19 protein-coding genes are annotated in these 17,780 nt (G+C 65.9%); 16 read left to right on the top strand and 3 right to left on the bottom strand.

Features of this window, described 5'->3' with window-relative positions; all coding sequences use genetic code 11:
• Window positions 1-11: 11 nt before the first annotated feature.
• The 3 genes from VHL31_RS16345 to VHL31_RS16355 are packed head-to-tail and all read right to left on the bottom strand — an operon-like array spanning window position 12 to window position 2,792.
• Window positions 12-806 carry an ABC transporter permease gene (locus tag VHL31_RS16345; protein ID WP_329662297.1) on the bottom strand — a complete coding sequence of 265 codons (795 nt, stop codon included), beginning with the start codon at window positions 804-806 and terminating at the stop codon, window positions 12-14.
• A 2-nt stretch (window positions 807-808) separates the two neighbouring features.
• Window positions 809-1,702 carry an ABC transporter permease gene (locus VHL31_RS16350; protein ID WP_329662298.1) on the bottom strand — a complete coding sequence of 298 codons (894 nt, stop codon included), beginning with the start codon at window positions 1,700-1,702 and terminating at the stop codon, window positions 809-811.
• Between the two features lie 4 nt (window positions 1,703-1,706).
• The gene (locus VHL31_RS16355; RefSeq protein ID WP_329662299.1) at window positions 1,707-2,792 is read right to left on the bottom strand and encodes an ABC transporter ATP-binding protein; all 1,086 of its coding nucleotides are present in this window, start codon (window positions 2,790-2,792) and stop codon (window positions 1,707-1,709) included.
• Between the two features lie 192 nt (window positions 2,793-2,984).
• Between VHL31_RS16355 and VHL31_RS16360 the strand changes: the two genes are divergently transcribed.
• The 16 genes from VHL31_RS16360 (at window position 2,985) to VHL31_RS16435 (ending at window position 17,770) form a co-directional block, all read left to right on the top strand.
• Window positions 2,985-3,479: an RbsD/FucU family protein gene (locus VHL31_RS16360; RefSeq protein ID WP_329662300.1), complete on the top strand. Its 495-nt coding sequence runs from the start codon at window positions 2,985-2,987 to the stop codon at window positions 3,477-3,479.
• Window positions 3,480-3,513: 34 nt separating this feature from the next.
• The gene (locus VHL31_RS16365) at window positions 3,514-4,425 is read left to right on the top strand and encodes a sugar phosphate isomerase/epimerase (RefSeq protein WP_329662301.1); all 912 of its coding nucleotides are present in this window, start codon (window positions 3,514-3,516) and stop codon (window positions 4,423-4,425) included.
• 7 nt (window positions 4,426-4,432) lie between these two features.
• Entirely contained in the window at window positions 4,433-5,281 is an 849-nt protein-coding gene (locus VHL31_RS16370; RefSeq protein ID WP_329662302.1) for a sugar phosphate isomerase/epimerase, read from the top strand.
• Between the two features lie 10 nt (window positions 5,282-5,291).
• The gene (locus VHL31_RS16375) at window positions 5,292-6,350 is read left to right on the top strand and encodes a sugar phosphate isomerase/epimerase (protein ID WP_329662303.1); all 1,059 of its coding nucleotides are present in this window, start codon (window positions 5,292-5,294) and stop codon (window positions 6,348-6,350) included.
• 10 nt (window positions 6,351-6,360) lie between these two features.
• On the top strand, window positions 6,361-7,545 hold the full coding sequence (locus VHL31_RS16380; RefSeq protein WP_329662304.1) for a Gfo/Idh/MocA family oxidoreductase: 1,185 nt from the start codon (window positions 6,361-6,363) through the stop codon (window positions 7,543-7,545).
• Between the two features lie 32 nt (window positions 7,546-7,577).
• Window positions 7,578-8,750 (top strand): Gfo/Idh/MocA family oxidoreductase, encoded by a 1,173-nt coding sequence (locus tag VHL31_RS16385; RefSeq protein ID WP_329662305.1) that lies wholly within the window; start codon window positions 7,578-7,580, stop codon window positions 8,748-8,750.
• Window positions 8,751-8,822: 72 nt separating this feature from the next.
• A complete protein-coding gene (locus tag VHL31_RS16390; RefSeq protein WP_329662306.1) occupies window positions 8,823-9,410 on the top strand; it encodes a DJ-1/PfpI family protein in 588 nt (195 codons plus the stop codon).
• A 14-nt stretch (window positions 9,411-9,424) separates the two neighbouring features.
• The gene (locus VHL31_RS16395) at window positions 9,425-10,282 is read left to right on the top strand and encodes a FadR/GntR family transcriptional regulator (protein WP_329662307.1); all 858 of its coding nucleotides are present in this window, start codon (window positions 9,425-9,427) and stop codon (window positions 10,280-10,282) included.
• 168 nt (window positions 10,283-10,450) lie between these two features.
• Window positions 10,451-11,539 carry an ABC transporter ATP-binding protein gene (locus VHL31_RS16400; protein ID WP_329662308.1) on the top strand — a complete coding sequence of 363 codons (1,089 nt, stop codon included), beginning with the start codon at window positions 10,451-10,453 and terminating at the stop codon, window positions 11,537-11,539.
• 73 nt (window positions 11,540-11,612) lie between these two features.
• Window positions 11,613-13,088 carry an extracellular solute-binding protein gene (locus VHL31_RS16405; RefSeq protein ID WP_329662309.1) on the top strand — a complete coding sequence of 492 codons (1,476 nt, stop codon included), beginning with the start codon at window positions 11,613-11,615 and terminating at the stop codon, window positions 13,086-13,088.
• 71 nt (window positions 13,089-13,159) lie between these two features.
• On the top strand, window positions 13,160-14,095 hold the full coding sequence (locus VHL31_RS16410; RefSeq protein ID WP_329662310.1) for a sugar ABC transporter permease: 936 nt from the start codon (window positions 13,160-13,162) through the stop codon (window positions 14,093-14,095).
• A gap of 1 nt (window position 14,096) precedes the next feature.
• On the top strand, window positions 14,097-14,966 hold the full coding sequence (locus tag VHL31_RS16415; protein ID WP_329662311.1) for a carbohydrate ABC transporter permease: 870 nt from the start codon (window positions 14,097-14,099) through the stop codon (window positions 14,964-14,966).
• A gap of 4 nt (window positions 14,967-14,970) precedes the next feature.
• Window positions 14,971-16,068 (top strand): ABC transporter ATP-binding protein, encoded by a 1,098-nt coding sequence (locus VHL31_RS16420; RefSeq protein ID WP_329662312.1) that lies wholly within the window; start codon window positions 14,971-14,973, stop codon window positions 16,066-16,068.
• Window positions 16,065-16,406 (top strand): hypothetical protein, encoded by a 342-nt coding sequence (locus VHL31_RS16425; protein ID WP_329662313.1) that lies wholly within the window; start codon window positions 16,065-16,067, stop codon window positions 16,404-16,406. The genes VHL31_RS16420 and VHL31_RS16425 overlap by 4 nt, the downstream gene beginning before the upstream one ends.
• A 41-nt stretch (window positions 16,407-16,447) precedes the next feature.
• A complete protein-coding gene (locus VHL31_RS16430; protein ID WP_329662314.1) occupies window positions 16,448-17,392 on the top strand; it encodes a sugar kinase in 945 nt (314 codons plus the stop codon).
• Between the two features lie 90 nt (window positions 17,393-17,482).
• Entirely contained in the window at window positions 17,483-17,770 is a 288-nt protein-coding gene (locus VHL31_RS16435; protein WP_329662315.1) for an HlyU family transcriptional regulator, read from the top strand.
• The last annotated feature ends 10 nt before the right edge of the window (window positions 17,771-17,780 follow it).

Genomic DNA, 17,780 nt, shown 5'->3' on the forward strand with positions numbered 1-17,780 from the left:
CAGCGGCCGGGTCACCGCCTGACCCGGCCGACCAGCCATGACGCCGCCACGAACAGGATCGAGATCGCCAGCATCAGGGCGGAGACGGCGTTGACCTCCGGCGAGATGCCGATGCGGATCATGCCGAAGATGTAGATCGGCAGGGTCGTGGCACCGGCGCCCGCCACGAAGTAGGTGATCACGAAGTCGTCCAGGCTGATGATGAAGGCCAGCATCGCGCCGGAGATGATGCCGGGCCAAAGCTGCGGGAGCACGATGCGGACGAAGGTCTGGCGTCGGTTCGCGTAGAGGTCCTGGGCGGCTTCCTCCAGGCGCGGGTCCATGCCCTCCAGCCGGGCACGGATCGGCAGATAGGCGAAGGGGATGCAGAACACGGTGTGCGCCAGGATCACCGTGCCCAGGCCCAGGCGAAAGCCCAGCATGATGAAGAACAGGAGCGTCGCCACGGCGGTAACGATCTCCGGCACGATCAGCGGCAGGCTGATCAGCGCGTTCACGCCGTCCTGCCCGGGAAAGCGCGCGCGGTTCATGCCCAGTGCCGCCAGCGTCGCGATCACCGTCGAGAGCACCGTGGCGGTGATCGCCACGGTCAGGGAGTTGCGGAACGCCCGGACCAGATCCGCATTGTCCAGCACGATGCCGAACCAGCGCGTGCTGAAACCGGTCCAGATGGTGGCCTGCTGGTTGTCGTTGAAGGCCAGCGCCAGCAGCACCACGATCGGCGCATAGAGAAACACGAAGAAGAACCATGATACCGGCTTCAGGCCGGGAAAGCGGAACAGGGGGTTTCTGGCAGGGTCGGTCATGGTCAGGCGGCTCCCGGTGCACGGCGGTAGCGCCAGAGGTAGAACATCATCGCGAGCAGCACCGCGGCCAGCAGGGCCATGGAGAGGGCAGCACCGAACGGCCAGTTGCGGGCAGCACCGAACTGGCTCTGGATCAGGTTGCCGATCATCAACGCCTTGCCGCCGCCCAGCAGCTCCGGCGTCACAAAGGCGCCGAGGCAAGGGATGAAGACCAGGATGCAACCGGCGGCGATGCCCGGCATCGCCAGGGGGATCACGACCCGGCGCAGGGCACGCCAGCGGTCGGCGCCCAGATCATAGGCCGCCTCGACCAGGCGCCAGTCCATCTTCTCCAGGCTGGCATAGATCGGCAGCACCATGAACGGCATGAATGTGTAGGTCAGGCCGACCGCGATCGAGAAGGTCGAGTAGAGGACGCCCATGGGCTCGTTGCGCAGGCCCAGGCCCATCAGGACCTGGTCGATCAGCCCGTTGTTCCGGAGCAGCAGGATCCAGGCATAGTTGCGGACCAGCAGGTTGGTCCAGAACGGGATCGTCACCAGGAAGATCAGGATGTTGCGCCGTCGCTCCGGCTGCAGCGCCATGAAGAGCGCGGTCGGGAGCCCCACCGCGAGGGTCAGCACGGTGGTAAGCGCCGCCAGCCAGATGGAGCGAAAGAAGATCTGCAGGTAGTCGGTGTTCAGCAGCAGGCTGTCGTCCAGGTCCCGCTCGAACAGGAACTGGACATAGGGCTCGCTCGTGAAGCTCCCCCAGCTGACGCCGCCGCCGCTGCCGCGCTCCATGAAGGAGATCGCGGCCATGATGGCGACCGGCACCAGCATGAAGAAGCCGATCGTCAGCACGGACGGGGCGATCAGCCAGGCCCGCCGCCGGCCCTCGCCGGTCTGTCTTGCCATGGCGTCAGTCCCCCACCACGCGGATGGCTTCTGGCGGGATGCGCACCCGCAGGGGCGACCCGGGCTCGATGCCGCCGATGGCGCCTCGCCTATTCTGGACCCGTGCCTGGAGCTCGGTCCCGTCGGGCAAGGCGACGGTGCAGATCGTGTCGTTGCCGACATAAAGGATGGTGCGCATGATGGCCGGCATGCCCTGGCCCTCCTCGCGGACGAGATCGACGCGCTCGGGCCGTACCGCCAGCGTCACGTCCGAGCCGGCGCCAAGGCCGGGGATGGCGATGCCCTCCAGCTCCGTGCCCGAGGGCAGGCGATAGAGGGCGCGGCCTCCGATCGATTCCAGGCAGCGCGCTGCCAGGAAGTTGGTCTCGCCGATGAAGTCGGCGACGAAGCGGGAGGTCGGCTGCTCGTAGATCTCGGTGGGCGTGCCGATCTGCAGGATCCGTCCGCCGCTCATCACCGCGATCCGGTCCGACATGGTCAGCGCTTCCTCCTGGTCGTGGGTCACGAACACGAAGGTGATCCCGGTCTCGTGCTGGAGACGCTTCAGCTCGATCTGCATTTCGCGGCGCAGCTTCAGGTCCAGGGCGGAGAGCGGCTCGTCCAGGAGGAGGACCTTGGGCTTGCCGGCAAGCGCCCGGGCCAGCGCCACACGCTGCTGCTGGCCTCCCGAGAGCTCGCGCGGCAGGCGCTTCTCGAAGCCGTTGAGCCGGACGAGGTCCAAGGTGCGGCGCACCTCGGCGTTGATCTCGCTCCTGGGACGGTTCTGCATCTCCGGCGCGAAGGCGACGTTGCGCTGGACGTTGAGGTGCGGGAACAGCGCGTAGGACTGGAACACCGTGTTCACCGGCCGGCGGAACGGCGGCAGGCTCTCGATACGCTGCCCGTGCAGATAGAGCTCGCCCTCCGTCGGCAGCTCGAATCCCGCGATCAGCCGGAGCAGGGTGGTCTTGCCGCAACCGGACGGGCCCAGCAGCGTGAAGAACTCGTTCTCGCGGATGGTGACGGAGACGCGGTCCAGCGCCGTCACCGCATCGGCCGCCGCTCCGAACCGCTTGGTCAGACTGCGCGCTTCGATCGCGTCGCCCTTCATCCACCCACTCCACGTCACCTGCGTACGCGGACCTTAGCGAAGCGTTGGCCGCAGGAAAGGCGGTCGAACCTGCAGCGCACGCCGCTGCAGCCGAAATCGCAGCGCAGCTCGATCCGGTGGTTGATTCGTCGCGAAAGATCGGATTTTTTAACAGCCAAGCGGACGCGACCAGACGTCCCTGAGGGAGGTGACATGCTGATCGGGATCAACCCGCATCTGAGCGGGGATCTCCTGGCGCTCTTGCGCGACATGGGGCACGGCGACCGGATCTGCCTGGCGGACCGGAACTTCCCTGGCCCGGCCATGGCGGCGGATGCCGGCGTGCCGCTGATCCGCACCGACCTGGACACGGTCGGCATCGGCCGGGCGATCCTGTCGGTCTTCCCGCTGGACGGGTTCGTGCGCCATCCGGTCATGCGCATGGAGATCTCCGGCGCGCCGGACGAGATGAACGAGGCCCACACGGCCTTCCTCGGCATGATGCACGAGGTGGCTGGGCCGCACTGGACGATGGGCTCGATCGAGCGGTTCGCGTTCTATCCGGAATCGACCAGATGCCGAGCGATCGTCTGGACGCTCGACAACCGCGCCTATGCGAACTTCATCCTGACCAAGGGCGTGATCGCGGCGGGCGGCAAGGTCGCCGTGCCCGGCCCCGCCGAGAAGAAGGCGCTCGGCCTCGACTGAGCCGCAAAGCGCGAGAGAACTGGGAGGCAGACGGATGCATCGGACCTCGATCGGCACCTGGGCCTACAATGTGGGTCCCTATGGCGCCAACCCGATCCCGTTCGACGAGGTGCTGAGCAAGCTGGCCGAGCTGAAGTTCGACGGGTTGGAACTTGGCGGCTTCAACGGCTATCCCAACCCGCAGAACCATCCGACCAAGGACGATCGCGCGGCCCTGGTCGACAAGGTGAAGAGGCACGGGCTTGCCTTCTCCGGCTTCGCGCAAGACCTCTGGTCGCAGCAGCTCCTGAACACGCGCGACACCACCGACTATCGGTTGGCGTTCAAGGAGAACGCCCAGTTCGCGCAGGACCTGGGCATCAAGGGGATCCGGGTCGACACGGTGCAGCCGCCGACGATCCATCGCGAGGCCGACTATGACGACCTCATGAAGCGGCTGGTCGAGACCTGGGACTGGTGCATCAAGACCGCGGGCGACCACGGCCTCTATGTCACCTGGGAGTTCGAGCCGGGCTTCGCCTTCAATAAGCCGTCGGACGTGCAACGGGTGCTGGACAAGCTGCAGCACGACAATTTCGGCGTGATGTACGACACCTGCCATGGCCAGATGATCGCGGTGAACGGCACACGGCAGGAAGGCAAGAAGGAGACGCTGAAGGGCGGCCAGCTGGAGTTCATCCAGCGCCTGTCCGGGCGGATCAACCACATCCACCTGATCGACAGCGACAACACCTGCCACAAGGACGCCGAGGGCAACGACGAGACCAGCGCCCATCCGCCGTTCGGCGAGGGTGTCTTGAACTTCGACGAGCTGGTGCCGGCGCTGGCCAAGGAGAAGGTGGGGCACGACTGGTGGACGGTCGACCTGTGCTTCTGGCCGGAAGCCTGGCCCTCGACCGAGAAGTGCAAGGCCGCGCTCGACGAGCTCAACAAGAAGTACGGGTGAGGCTGCCATGCTGCTGGGTTTCAACCTGCTGCTGTGGACGACCCACGTCACCCAGGAGCATTTCCACCTGTTCGAGGAGATCAGAAAGACTGGCTATGACGGCGTCGAGCTGCCGATCTTCGAGGGCGACCCCGAGCATTTCCGCAAGGTGGGCCAAGTCGCCAAGGATGCCGGCCTGCGGATAACGGCCGTGACCGTGCTGCCGGACGAGCAGACCTCCGCGATCAGCCCGGATCCGGCATCACGGGCGAACGCGTTGAAGCGGCTGCACTGGGCATTGGACTGCCTGTCGGCCGCCGGCGGCGAGCTGCTGTGCGGCCCGTTCTATCAGCCGCTCGGCGTGTTCACGGGCGAGCCGGCCACGACCGAGGAGCGGGCCGGCATCGTCGAGGTGCATTCACAGGCTGCCGACTATGCCGCGAAGCTGAACCTGAAGCTCGCCGTGGAGCCGCTCAACCGGTTCGAGTGCCATGCGCTGAACACGGTCGAGGACACCGCAGCGGTCGTGACGAAGGTCGCTCGACCCAATTACGGGATGCTCTACGACACGTTCCACCAGAACATCGAGGAAAAGGATCCGGTTGGGGTGATCCTGCCGAACATCGCGCAGATCAACCACGTGCACGTGTCGGAGAACGACCGCGGCACGCCAGGCAAGGGCCACGTGCCATGGGATGCCACCTTCAAGGCGTTCAAGAAGGGCGGCTACCAGGGCTTCTACACCATCGAGGCGTTCGGCCGTGCCTTGCCAGCGCTTGCGGCCGCGACCCGTGTCTGGCGCGACTTCTTCCCTTCCCGGGACGAGGTCTACCGCTTCGGCCATGATTTCCTGCGCGAAGCCCACGCCAAAGCCTGAGGACAGACTGATGAAGACGATGAAAGGGCCGGGCCTGTTCCTTGCCCAGTTCGCCGGCGACCAGGCCCCGTTCAACAGCCTCAAGTCGATCTGCGGCTGGGCAGCAGGCCTGGGCTACAAGGGCGTGCAACTCCCTGGCTGGGACACGCGCCTGATCGACCTGGCAAAGGCGGCCGAGTCGAAGGATTACTGCGACGAGATCAAGGGCACCGCGCAGGAAGCGGGGGTCGAGATCACCGAGATCGCCACCCACCTGCAGGGCCAGCTGGTTGCGGTCCATCCGGCCTATGACGAGGGCTTCGACGCGTTCGCGGCCCTGCATGTGCGTGGCAACCCGAAGGCACGGCAGGAATGGGCGGTGAGCCAGGTGCTGGCCGGGGCCAAGGCCAGTCGCCACATGGGCCTGGACGTCCATGTCACCTTCAGCGGGGCGCTTGCCTGGCCGTACATCTATCCCTGGCCGCCGCGCCCGGCCGGGCTGATCGACACCGCCTTCGACGAGCTGGCCAAGCGCTGGAAGCCGATCCTGGACGCGCATGAGGAAGTGGGCGTCGACCTGGCCTTCGAGATCCATCCGGGCGAGGACCTGTTCGACGGCGCGACGTTCGAGATGTTCCTGGCGCGGGTGGGCAACCACCAGCGATGCAACATCAACTACGACCCCTCGCATTTCTGCCTGCAGGGCCTGGATTACCTGGCGTTCATCGAGCACTACCACGAGCGCATCAAGGCGTTCCATGTGAAGGACGCCGAGCTCAACACGTCGGGCAAGCAGGGCGTCTATTCCGGCTTCCAGGACTGGCCGCACCGGGCGGGACGGTTCCGCTCGCTGGGCGACGGGCAGGTCGATTTCGGCGCGATCTTCAGCCAGCTGGCCGTCTACGACTATGACAGCTGGGCGGTGCTGGAGTGGGAGTGCGCGATCAAGAACAGCATGGATGGCGCGCGCGAGGGTGCCGAGTTCATCGCCAACCACATCATCAAGGTGAGCGAGGGCAGCTTTGAGGACTTTATCGGCCAGGGCGCCGATACCTCGGTGGCGCGCCGCTCGCTCGGCCTGGATCGCTAGGAGCGGATGAATGGTCGGTGAGAGCAGCCAGGCCAAGGCGTCCCGGCGCAAGCTCAGGCTCGGCATGGTCGGCGGCGGGCAGGGGGCGTTCATCGGCGCCGTCCACCGCCTGGCCGCGCGGATGGACGACCGCTACGAGCTGGTGGCCGGCGCCTTTTCCTCCACGGCGGAGAAGTCGAAGGCGTCCGGGGCGGAACTGGGCCTGCCGGAGGCGCGCTGCTACGGCAGCTATGCCGAGATGGCCCAGCGCGAGGCGCGGCTGAAGGAGGGCATCGACGTCGTCGCGATCGTCACGCCCAACCATGTGCACGTGCCGGCGGCGCTGGAGTTCGTCCGGCGCGGCATCCACGTCATCTGCGACAAGCCGCTGACCGTGGGCCTGCGTGAAGGCAAGCGGCTGGCCGACGCGCTGGCCAAGCAGCCCGACGTCGTGTTCGTCCTGACGCACAACTATACGGGCTACCCGATGGTGCGGCAGGCGCGGCAGATGGTGGCGGACGGGCTCCTGGGGAAGATCCGGCTGGTCCAGGCCGAGTATGCCCAGGACTGGCTGACGACCAAGCTGGAAGACAGCGGGCAGAAGCAGGCGGCCTGGCGTACCGATCCCAAGCAGTCCGGCCCGGTAGGCGCGGTCGGCGATATCGGCACGCATGCGATGAACCTCGGCGCCTTTATCAGCGGGCTGACCTTGAGCGAACTGGCAGCGGACCTCACCAGCTTCGTCGAGGGACGGGTGCTGGACGACAATGCCCACGTCATGCTGCGCTTCGAGGGCGGTGCCAAGGGCATGCTCTGGGCCTCGCAAGTGGCACCCGGCAACGAGAACCGGCTGGTCGTGCGGGTCTATGGCGAGAAGGGTGGCCTGTCCTGGTCGCAGGAGGATCCGAACTACCTGCAGTTCGCGCCCTATGGCGAGCCGCCCCGCCTGATCACGCGGGGCGGTGCCGGATCGGGGCCGGTCGCCGGCCGGGTGACCCGGGTGCCGCCCGGGCATCCGGAAGGGTACCTGGAGGGCTTTGCCAACATCTACACGGATGCGGCGGAGCTGATCTCGGCGAAGATCGAGGGCCGCGCCCCGGACGAGGGGGCGACGCTCGTGCCGGGTATCCGGCAGGGTCTGGAAGGGGTGAAGTTCTGCGAGGCCGTCGTCGAGAGCAGCCGGAAGAACGGTGCGTGGGTGAAGGCTGCCGTGTGAACGGCAGGATCGAGGGAGGCTAAGGAAATAAGATGGCGAAGAAGCCCCTGCGCATCGGCATGGTCGGCTACGGCTTCATGGGCCGGGCACATTCCAATGGCTGGCGCCAAGTCGAGCGGTTCTTTCCCGAGCTTGGCCGGGTTCCCGTCCTGCAGATGGCCTGCGCGCGGGACGAGGGAAAGCTGAAGGCGTTCGCGGATGCCTGGGGCTACACCCAGACCACGACCGACTGGCGGCAGGTCGTCGAATCGCCAGATGTCGACGTGGTCGACATCTGCGTGCCGAACAACCTCCATGCCGAGATCGCGAGCGCTGCGGCCAAGGCCGGCAAGGCCATCACCTGTGAAAAGCCGCTCGCCATGACGGTGGCCGAGGGCGAGCAGATGGTGGAGGCGGTGGAGGCCGCCAAGGTGCCCGCCATGGTCTGGTACAATTATCGGCGCGTGCCGGCCGTGACGCTCGCCAAGCAGCTGGTCGACGAAGGCCGGATGGGCAAGGTGTTCCACTACCGTGCCAACTTCCTGCAGGACTGGACGATCTCGCCGGACGTTCCCCAAGGCGGGGCCGGGGTCTGGCGGCTCGATGTCGAGGCAGCCGGCAGCGGCGTCACCGGCGACCTCTTGGCCCACAACATCGACACGGCGATGTGGCTGAACGGGCCGATCGTGAAGGTGGTGGCCGATACGGAGACCTTCGTGAAGGAGCGCCTCCATGTCGAGACCAAGACGAAGAAGCCGGTCGGCATCGACGATGCCTGCGCCTTCCTGGCCCGCTTCGCCAACGGCTCGATGGGCCTGTTCGAGAGCACCCGCTATGCGCGCGGCCACAAGGCGCTCAAGACGTTTGAGCTGAACGGCGAGGACGCGTCCTTCTCGTTCGACCTGCACGACCTGCAATACCTGAACTTCTTCGAGTACAAGAGCCGCCAGACCGGCGAGAAGGCGGAAGGCCACCTGACCGGCTGGCGCAAGATCCACGTCACCAACGGCGAGCACCCCTACATGAGCCATTGGTGGGTGCCCGGGCTGATCGTCGGCTACGAGCACAGCTTCGTCCATGCCTGCGCCGACTTCGTCGCCGGCTTCGACAACGGGTCGGCGGTGCGGCCGGACTTCAGGGATGCACTGCAGACCCAGAAGGTGTGCGAGGCGGTCCTGCGCTCGGCCAAGAGCGGGCAATGGGAGGAGACCGGCGCGCAGCTTTGATCGAGGTGCGCGCCCTTCAGTGAAGAGACGAATGCGCGTCCGCGCCAACGGAACGACAGGGAGCTAGATCACATGCCAGGCAAGAAGATCCTCATGCTGACCGGCGAGTTCAGCGAGGAGTACGAAATCTTCGTGTTCCAGCACGCCATGGAGGCGGTCGGCCATACTGTGCACGTGGTGTGCCCGGACAAGAAGAAGGGCGAGTTCATCAAGACCTCGTTGCACGACTTCGAGAACGACCAGACCTATACCGAGAAACCCGGCCACAACCACCTGATCAACCAGACCTTCGCCGAAGTCGATCCTGCCAGCTACGACGCGGTCTACTGCGCCGGCGGGCGCGGCCCGGAATATATCCGGATCGATCCGCGGGTGCAGCGGATCGTCAAGCACTTCCACGACGCGGACAAGCCGATCTTCACGATCTGCCATGGCGTGCAGATCCTGATGGCGGTGGATGGAGTCCTGAAGGGCAGGAAGGTGGCGGCCCTGCAGTATTGCGAGCCGGAAGTGCGGCTGGCCGGCGGCATCTATGTCGACGTGGAGCCGGATGGCGCCTACCGCGATGGCAAGCTCGTGTCCGGCAAGGGCTGGCCGGGGCTGGCGGCGTTCATGCGCGAGTGCCTCGTCGTGCTCGGCACGCATATCGAGCATCGGTGACGCGGGAAGCCATCATGTCCGGGCTTCCCGCCCTGGTTGCGCCCGTAGCGGTGGCATGGCTGCGGCTCTATCCGCGGACGGGGCTGCACGGCCGTCTCGTCCATCAACTGGGCGAGCGGATCGGCCGGGGGGAGCTGGCGCCGGGCGAGGCGCTGCCCCCCATCGACGACATGCTCGAACTATTCGGGGTCAGCCGGACCTCGATCCGTGAGGCGATGCGGGTGCTGGCCGCCAAGGGGCTGATCGAGCTTCGGCAGCGCACGGGCGGCCGCATCCGCCCCATGGCCGACTGGAACCTGCTCGATCCGGACGTACTGGCGTGGATCGATCCGTTCCGGCTGGAGCCGGGCCTGATGGCGGAACTGGTCGAGGTGCGCTTGGCCATCGAGCCGCAGGCGGCCCGCACCGCAGCGCTGCGGGGCACCGAGCAAGATGTGAACCTGATCACCGGCTGCCTCACGACCATGGAGGTCAGCGCGCTCGATCCGGACCTGGCAGCCTTCTACGCGGCGGATCTGGCGTTCCACGCCAGCATCTTCGACGCTTCCCACAATCGCTTCCTCACCCAGCTGGGACGGGCGCTGATGCCAGCGCTCGACCGTGCCTTCGACCTGCATCGCCACCACGTGCTGCGCCGTGCCGATTCCACCCATCTGCGCTGGCGGATCTGCCCGATGCATGCGGCGATCCTCGAGGCCATCCGCGCCCATGACCCGGTCGCGGCGGAGCAGGCAATGAGGCGGGTGATCGAGAACGCGATCAGCGAACTGGCCTATTTCGAGCAGCGGGGACCGAACCCGTGGGACGACGGGGAAGCCGCGCAGGTGCCGGGGTCCGAGGGTGCCGCGCTCGAAGTGCACCCTGGTGAGTAGGGCGAAAAAATCGGACTTTTTCGGCTGGCAAGATCAGGCTACAGTTTGCGCAACAGGGACGGTGTCGGTGCCGAAGAGCCGTAGCAAGCGGTCAATGGCATCTCATCGTGACACAGGGTTGGCTAAATCGCGCAGGTCCGGGAAAGGGCCGCGCACAGGGGGACAGGCTTGTCCGACTTGATCGTGCAGGATGTCGTCAAGCGATTCGGTCGCGTGACCGCCTTGGATGGCATGAGCTTCGACGTCCGCGAAGGCGAGTTCTATTGCCTTCTCGGCCCGTCGTCGGCCGGCAAGACGACCATGCTCCGCGCGATCTCAGGGTTGGAACGGCTGGATGGCGGCACGATCTCGGTTGGCGGCCGCGACATGGCGGCCATGCCGATCCAGGGCCGCGGCATCGCGATGATCTTCCAGACCTTCGCGCTCTATCCCCATCTCACGGTCCGGCAGAACTTCTCCTACCCACTGGAAAGGGCGGGCGTCGCGTCGTCGGAGACTTCCAAGCGGGTAGGGGAGACGGCGGAACTCCTGCGAGTCAGCCACACGCTCGACCGACTTCCGTCGACCCTGTCCGGCGGCGAGCAGCAGCGTGTCGCGATCGGCCGCGCCTTGATCCGGCGGCCGAAGCTGCTGCTGCTGGACGAGCCGCTGACCAACCTGGATGCGAAGCTTCGCCACGACACGCGGGCGGAGTTCAAGCGCCTGCATCGCGAGCTTGGCATGACCATGCTGTACGCGACTCCGGACCAACTGGAGGCCCTCACCATGGGTCAGCGCGTCGGCGTCATGCAGAGTGGCCGGGTCGTCCAGGTGAACACGCCACGCTCGCTCTACGCGGCACCGATGAACACCTATGTGGCCGGCATGGTCGGATCGCCCGCGATCAACCTGGTCAAGGGCAGGGTGACGCGTCGCAACGGTGGCTACTTCGTCGAACTGCCGTTCGGCGCGCTGCCGGCGGACCATTGGGGCATGCACCTGAGCGGTGGTGAACAGGTGCTCTATGGCGTGCGCCCGCATGACGTGCTGCTCGGCCACGAGCCCAGCCGCGGCCCAGGCTTCGACGCCGTGGTTCATCTGACGGAGCCGCTGGGCGACGTCACCTTGCTCGACCTCGAGGTCGGCGGTGCCGCCATGAAGATGGCGCTGCCGGAAGAGCGTGCGGCGAGTATCGGGCCTGGCACGGAGATCCAGGTCACCTTGTCGGCGGCGGACGCGCACTTATTCCACGCCGAGACGGGCGTCCGCATCGCTTGAGCGACGGCCCGTGCGCATGACGTGAATTCGCGAACGGTGCGACCAACGCACCGCCATAGGGAGGTAGAAGCAGATGAAGAAAAGCTGGAGAGGCTGGCTTTACGGTGCCTCGATGATGGCCGTCCTGGTCGGTGGCGCCGGGATCGTGCCGACATCCGCCCAAGCTGCCGACATCACCATCAACATGGCGGCGCCGGACTGGCCGCCGACGCGGTTCATGAAGGAAGAGTTCGACCGGTCGTTCAAGTCGAAGTCCGGCGACAACATCCAACTCGTGATGGACTTCATTCCCTGGCCGAGCTTCTACGAGCGCGTCGCCGCCTCGCTCACCTCGGGTGAGAAGAAGTACCAGATGATCGTGACCGACAGCCAGTGGCTGGGGTCGTTCGTGGACGGCGGGTACTACAAGGACCTGACCGAGATCATGAAGAAAGATCCCGAACTCAGCGCGATCATGAAGGACATTCATCCGGCACTGGTGTCCGCCTACTCGACCTACCCGAACAAGTCGCGCAAGTTCATCGAAGAAAATCCATTCCCGGCGCCGGATACGAGCTATTACGGCTTCCCGCAATTCCCGGACACCTACGTCACCTTCTATCGCCAGGACCTTTTCTGCAACGAGAAGGAGGCGGCGAAATTCCAGGAGACGTTCAACGCCAAGCTGCCCTGCACCTACGAGGACTGGCAGGACGTCGACTGGACGATGTACGAGAACATCGGCAAGCACTTCATGCGCAAGAAGGGCGAGCCGCTGGGCGACGGCGTGGCCGATGACGACTTCTTCGGCATCTCGTACCAGGCCGGCAAGGGCTATGACTTCTCGACCATGCAGGTGAACGCGTTCATCTGGCAGGCGGGTGGTGACATCTGGGACGAGACCAAGCAGCCGGAAGCCCAGGCGGAAGGGGTCGTGAACAGCGACACCAACGTGAAGGCGTTCGAGCACTATCTCAGTCTCATCAAGTACATGCCGCCCGTGGCCGCGACCGGCCAGGCCGACATCTTCGTCATCCAGGACCTGTTCATGCAGGGCAAGGTGGCGTCGACGATCGACTGGGTGGGCCTGGGCGAGCCGGTGCTCGATCCGAAGACCTCGCGCGTGCACGACAAGTCGGCCTTCGCGCCGGCGCCGGGTACCCGCAAGGAAGACGGCACGATCGACCGGACCGGCAATATCGGCGGCCAGCCCTTCGTGCTCACCACCTGGAACAGCCCCGAGGTCGATGCCGCGGGCATCGAGGTCGTGAAGTGGTGGCTGCAGCCGGACACGCAGAAGAAGTTCGTCGCCAATGGCGGCCAGTCCGGCCTGATGTCGGTCATGGCGGATCCGGAGTACGACAGCCTGCGGCCCTGGAACCGTGCCCACAAGGAGATGATCGACTGGCAGCGTGACGTCTGGCACGTGCCGGAATTCTTCGAGCTGCTTACCCAGCAGCAGGAAGAGTTCGACAAGGCGATCACCGGGCAGGTCTCTGCCCAGGAGGCGCTCGACGCGGTGGCCAGGTTCCAGCAGCAGACGCTGGAGGATGCCGGCCGCATCGAGTGAGCCGGTTCCGTTGAAGACTGGGGCGGGTCCGCCATGACCCGCCCCTTCCTTGATGATTGGACCCAGAGATCATGGCGAGCAGCGCTGTCGTCGCGCGTGAGATGAAGTCCGAGGGCGGTTTCCTCGCCTGGCTGCTGGCGCCGCAGCGGCGCGGCCCACTGCTCGTGGCGCCGGCACTCATCGTGCTGTTCTTGATGAACATCTTCCCGCTGCTCTGGTCGTTCGGCCTGAGCTTCTACAATTACAGCGCACGCAAGCGCGAGGCGCCGGACTTCGTGGGGCTGCGGTTCTTCGAACGCGTGGTGACCGACCCGGTCGTCTGGGAGCGCTTCAAGACGACCGCGATCATCGTGTCGAGCTCGGTGCTGCTCCAGCTCGTCGTCGGCTTCCTCCTGGCGATGCTGTTCCAAAAGCAGTTCCCGCTGCGCCGCATCCTGCTGATGCTGGTGCTGACGCCGATGATGCTGTCGCTGGTCGCGGTCGGCGTATTCTTCAAGCTGTTCTACGAGCCCACTTTCGGCCTCGTCAGCCAAGCCGTCGCCCTGTTCACCGGTGACCGCTATGCCCTGCTGGGGTCGCCCACCGGTGCCATCATCGGCGTCGTCGTCGCCGATGCCTGGATGTGGTCGCCGTTCGTGATGCTGCTGGTGCTGGCGGGCCTGGTATCCGTGCCGAAATATCTCTACGAGGCCGCGGAGATCGACCGTGCCTCGCCCTGGCGGCGCTTCAGCACCATCACCTTTCCCTACATCAAGAGCCTGCTCCTGCTCGCCGTGCTGTTCCGCACCATCGAGACGTTCAAGCTCTTCGACGTGGTCTACATCCTGACCGAAGGCGGCCCCGGCACCGCCACCGAGACGATCGGCGTCTATGTCTACCGCCTAGCCTTCCAGTACTTCCGGACCAGCCAGTCGGCGGCGCTCGCCTACATCATCTTGTTCGTCGTGATCGTGCTCACCTCGCTCTATCTCTACGCGGTCAACCGCCGCGCCCAGGAGGTCGACTGACATGGCCAAGTCCCGCGAGATCGGCCGGGCCGGCTGGGGCTGGACCGCCTTTGCCGGCATCATCAGCCTGATCTACTTCTTCCCGGTCCTGTGGATCATCATGACGGCGTTCAAGACCCGTCCCGATGCCCTGGCGGTCCCGCCGAAGTTCTTCTTCACGCCGACACTCGACAACTTCATCGGCGTGTTCTTCCGCGCAGTCATCAGCGGCGGCGGCTCCGCCCAGGCGACCGAGTTCCCGCTCTATTTCTTCAACTCGATCTTCATTGCCGGCGTGTCCTGCCTCCTGGCGCTGATCATCGGGACGCTCGCCGCCTATGGGTTCTCACGCTATCCGCTCAAGGGCAACGACACCTACATGTTCATCATCCTGACGACCCGCATGATGCCGGCGATCGTCGTGGTGATCCCGATCTTCCTGATGTTCCGCGAGGTCGGCCTGTCCGGCACCTATGCCGGCATCATCTTCCTCTATACCGCCTTCAACCTGCCGTTCACCATCTGGATGGTGAAGTCGTTCTTCGAGGAGCTGAACGGCGAGATCGAGGATGCCGCGCGCATGGACGGCGCCACCGAGCGCCGCCTGTTCTTCGGCATCTGCCTGCCGCAGGTGAAGGCAGGCCTGGCCGCCACCTTCGTGTTCGGCCTGATCCTGACCTGGAACGAGTTCCTCTTCGCGCTGCTGCTCACCGGCGTCGACACCCGCACCGTGCCGGTCGCGGTGGCCCGCACGCTGGGCGGCGAGATGGGCGTGGACTATGGCCTGCTCGCGGCGATCGTCACGCTGTTCCTGATCCCGATCTTCTTCGTGACGTTCCTCCTGCAGAACCAGCTCCTGCGCGGCGTCACCTTCGGCACGGTTCGGAAGTGAGGCCATGACGACCATCGACATCAAGAACGTCACCAAGGTCTACCCGAACGGCTTCAAGGCCGTGGAACGGATCAACCTCTCGGTCGGGCAGGGCGAGGTGATGTGCCTGCTGGGTCCTTCCGGCTGCGGCAAGACCACCACCTTGCGGATGGTGGCCGGGCTCGAGGACATCACCGACGGCGAGTGCCAGATCGGCGGCAAGCGGGTCAACGACCTGCTCGCCCGCGAGCGCAACGTCGCCATGGCCTTCCAGTTCTATGCGCTCTACCCGTCGCTGACGGTGGCGGAGAACCTGAAGTTCCCGCTGCATGCAGAGGGACGTTCGGCGGCGGAGATGGATGCGAAGGTCCGGCAGGTGGCCAGGACGCTGCAACTGGACAGCGTGCTCGACCGCAAGCCTTCGCAGCTCTCCGAGGGCGAGAAGCAGCGCGTGGCGGTCGGCCGCTCGATCATCCGGGATCCGGAATGCTTCCTGTTCGACGAGCCGCTCTCTCGCCTGGACGTCACCTTGCGCGAGCAGATGCGCGGCGAGATCAAGGAAGTGCTGTCCGGCCTGTCCAAGGCCACCGTGATCGTCACCCATGACCAGCTGGAAGCGCTGACCATGGCGACCCGGATCGCGGTCATGCGCGCCGGCGTGATCGAGCAGGTAGCCACGCCTCACAACATCTTCGCCAAACCCGCCAACCTGTTCGTGGCCGGCTTCATCGGCACGCCACAGATGAACCTGATCCCGGCCGTCTATACCGGCATGTCCGAGGGGCATCATGCGGCCTTCAAGCTGCCTGGCGGCCAGCAGATCCTGCTGCAGGTCGATCCTGCGGTGAGCCGGCTGGAACCGGGAACGGCGATCACGCTGGGCATCCGGCCGCGCAACCTGACGCTGGTGCAAGAGCCGGTTGCCGACGGGCTGACCTGCCAGGTCGACATCGTCGAGCCCATGGGGGCCGAGACACTGTCCCATCTCTCGGACGGGACGCTGTCGATGCGGGTCGTGTGCGACTGGCGAGTCCAGATCGACGAAGGTGATCGGGTCAATGTCCGGTTCCAGCCGGGCTATGTCCATGTGTTCGGCCCGGACGAGCAGGCGGTGCGCTCATGAGCAGTCCCACGACGACGGGCGGCCTCTCGGCCCGGCAGGCGAAGACGGTCGAGTACGCGATCATCGGGCTGTGCTGCGTCGCGCTGATCATGATCTTCCAGCCCTTCTCGATCGGGCTCTTCACCGCAGGATGCATCCTCGTCGTGATCGGCGGGCTGGCGTTCAATCTCGTGCCGCTGTGCCGGCCGGGCGTCAGGGTCGGCTCGCTGCTCAAGGCGACGGGCATCATCCTCCTGATCCTGGTGATCGTGGCCTTGCTGGGCATCGGCTCGGCGCAGGTCTACGTGAACCGGCTGGCGGCCGATCGCGCGGCGACCGAGGCACAGCAGGCCGAGTAGCCAAGCTCCATTTCGGCAGTCTTCCGGAGAGGCGAAGGACGGTGCGCTACGACGTTGCGGCCATCGGGTTCTATACGCTCGACATTCTGGGACGGCCGGTCGACGCCATTCCGCCGGGCGGCGGCGTCGCGTTCGTCGACGAGATCAGGCTGGTCGTGTCCGGCACGGCCGGCGCCACCGCGGTCGACTTGGCGAAGCTCGGGATGCGCTGTTTGGCAGCAGGGGCGGTCGGCAGCGACGAGCAGGGCCGGTTCGTCCTGGACAAGCTGCGCCGGCATGGAGTTGACGTGTCGGCGATGCAGCGGATCGAGGGCGTGCCGACCTCCACGACGATCATGAACGTGCGCAGCAATGGCGAGCGCCCAGCCCTGCACATGCGGGGTGCCTCCGATCATTTCCTGACCCAGGAAGCGGCCTACCCGCAGCTGCTCGACGCCAGCTTCATTCACCTGGGCGGCACCGGGTTCCTGCGCGCCATGGACGGCGAACCATCGGTCCGGCTGCTGAAGGCGGCGAAGGAAGCAGGCTGCACCACGACCTTCGACCTGATCGCGCCCGGCGACGATGGGCAGGCGCTGGTCGAGCCGCTCTTGCCGTTCATCGACTATTTCATGCCCTCGATCGAAGAGGCCCACGCCTTGTCGGGGCATGCTGATCCTGCCGAGGCAGGCAAATGGTTCGTCGACAAGGGCGTTCGGGTGGCTGCGATCACCATGGGTGCCGAGGGCTCCGTGGTGGTGGATGCCGATGGGCGCGTCTTGCGCCTGCCTGCTTTCGAGGTGACGGTGTCCGATACCACCGGATGCGGCGACGCCTATGTCGCGGGGATGATCTGCGCCACGGCGCGGGGGATGGACCTGGAGACGGCCGCACGATTCGCCAGCGCCGCCGCCGCCCTGGTCGCGACGGGGCTGGGCTCGGATGCCGGGATCGTCGGTTTCGAGGAGACGCTGAAGGCCATGCAGACGCTGCCCTGCCGTCGCTGACAGAAGGGAAGCCCTCAGCAGGCTTGCCGCCGGCGCCGCGCTGCGTCACATGCGACGGCATCATCAGGCCTGTGAGGGAGGATCGTGCGGATGTTGGGCAAGCTCATGGGCAAGCTGTTCGGTGGCGGTTCGGGCGGAGCCGCAGCGGCACCGGCCCAGGCCGTCGAGTACAAGGGCTATGAGATCCTGGCCGAGCCGATGTCGAACGGCGGCCAGTTCAACGTGGCCGGCGTGATCCGCAAGAGCTTCCCGGACGGGGCGAAGGAGCACCGCTTCATCCGCGCGGACACCCATGGCTCCCGCGACGATGCGGCGGGGCATTCGGTGCAAAAGGCCCAGCAACTGATCGACGAGCAGGGCGACCGCCTGTTCCGCTAGCGCCGCCGAG

The sequence above is a fragment of the Geminicoccus sp. genome (genome assembly GCF_036263595.1).
GTDB lineage: Bacteria > Pseudomonadota > Alphaproteobacteria > Geminicoccales > Geminicoccaceae > Geminicoccus.

What these genes read in the sequence shown, in the direction of transcription:
- VHL31_RS16370 (WP_329662302.1), top strand. Translation starts at nt 4,433, where the DNA reads ATGCTGCTGGGTTTCAACCTGCTGCTGTGGACGACCCACGTCACCCAG.
- VHL31_RS16435 (WP_329662315.1), top strand. Translation starts at nt 17,483, where the DNA reads ATGTTGGGCAAGCTCATGGGCAAGCTGTTCGGTGGCGGTTCGGGCGGA.
- VHL31_RS16360 (WP_329662300.1), top strand. Translation starts at nt 2,985, where the DNA reads ATGCTGATCGGGATCAACCCGCATCTGAGCGGGGATCTCCTGGCGCTC.
- VHL31_RS16395 (WP_329662307.1), top strand. Translation starts at nt 9,425, where the DNA reads ATGTCCGGGCTTCCCGCCCTGGTTGCGCCCGTAGCGGTGGCATGGCTG.
- VHL31_RS16420 (WP_329662312.1), top strand. Translation starts at nt 14,971, where the DNA reads ATGACGACCATCGACATCAAGAACGTCACCAAGGTCTACCCGAACGGC.
- VHL31_RS16375 (WP_329662303.1), top strand. Translation starts at nt 5,292, where the DNA reads ATGAAGACGATGAAAGGGCCGGGCCTGTTCCTTGCCCAGTTCGCCGGC.
- VHL31_RS16350 (WP_329662298.1), bottom strand. Translation starts at nt 1,702, where the DNA reads ATGGCAAGACAGACCGGCGAGGGCCGGCGGCGGGCCTGGCTGATCGCC.
- VHL31_RS16415 (WP_329662311.1), top strand. Translation starts at nt 14,097, where the DNA reads ATGGCCAAGTCCCGCGAGATCGGCCGGGCCGGCTGGGGCTGGACCGCC.
- VHL31_RS16390 (WP_329662306.1), top strand. Translation starts at nt 8,823, where the DNA reads ATGCCAGGCAAGAAGATCCTCATGCTGACCGGCGAGTTCAGCGAGGAG.
- VHL31_RS16345 (WP_329662297.1), bottom strand. Translation starts at nt 806, where the DNA reads ATGACCGACCCTGCCAGAAACCCCCTGTTCCGCTTTCCCGGCCTGAAG.
- VHL31_RS16385 (WP_329662305.1), top strand. Translation starts at nt 7,578, where the DNA reads ATGGCGAAGAAGCCCCTGCGCATCGGCATGGTCGGCTACGGCTTCATG.
- VHL31_RS16405 (WP_329662309.1), top strand. Translation starts at nt 11,613, where the DNA reads ATGAAGAAAAGCTGGAGAGGCTGGCTTTACGGTGCCTCGATGATGGCC.
- VHL31_RS16365 (WP_329662301.1), top strand. Translation starts at nt 3,514, where the DNA reads ATGCATCGGACCTCGATCGGCACCTGGGCCTACAATGTGGGTCCCTAT.
- VHL31_RS16380 (WP_329662304.1), top strand. Translation starts at nt 6,361, where the DNA reads ATGGTCGGTGAGAGCAGCCAGGCCAAGGCGTCCCGGCGCAAGCTCAGG.
- VHL31_RS16355 (WP_329662299.1), bottom strand. Translation starts at nt 2,792, where the DNA reads ATGAAGGGCGACGCGATCGAAGCGCGCAGTCTGACCAAGCGGTTCGGA.
- VHL31_RS16410 (WP_329662310.1), top strand. Translation starts at nt 13,160, where the DNA reads ATGGCGAGCAGCGCTGTCGTCGCGCGTGAGATGAAGTCCGAGGGCGGT.
- VHL31_RS16425 (WP_329662313.1), top strand. Translation starts at nt 16,065, where the DNA reads ATGAGCAGTCCCACGACGACGGGCGGCCTCTCGGCCCGGCAGGCGAAG.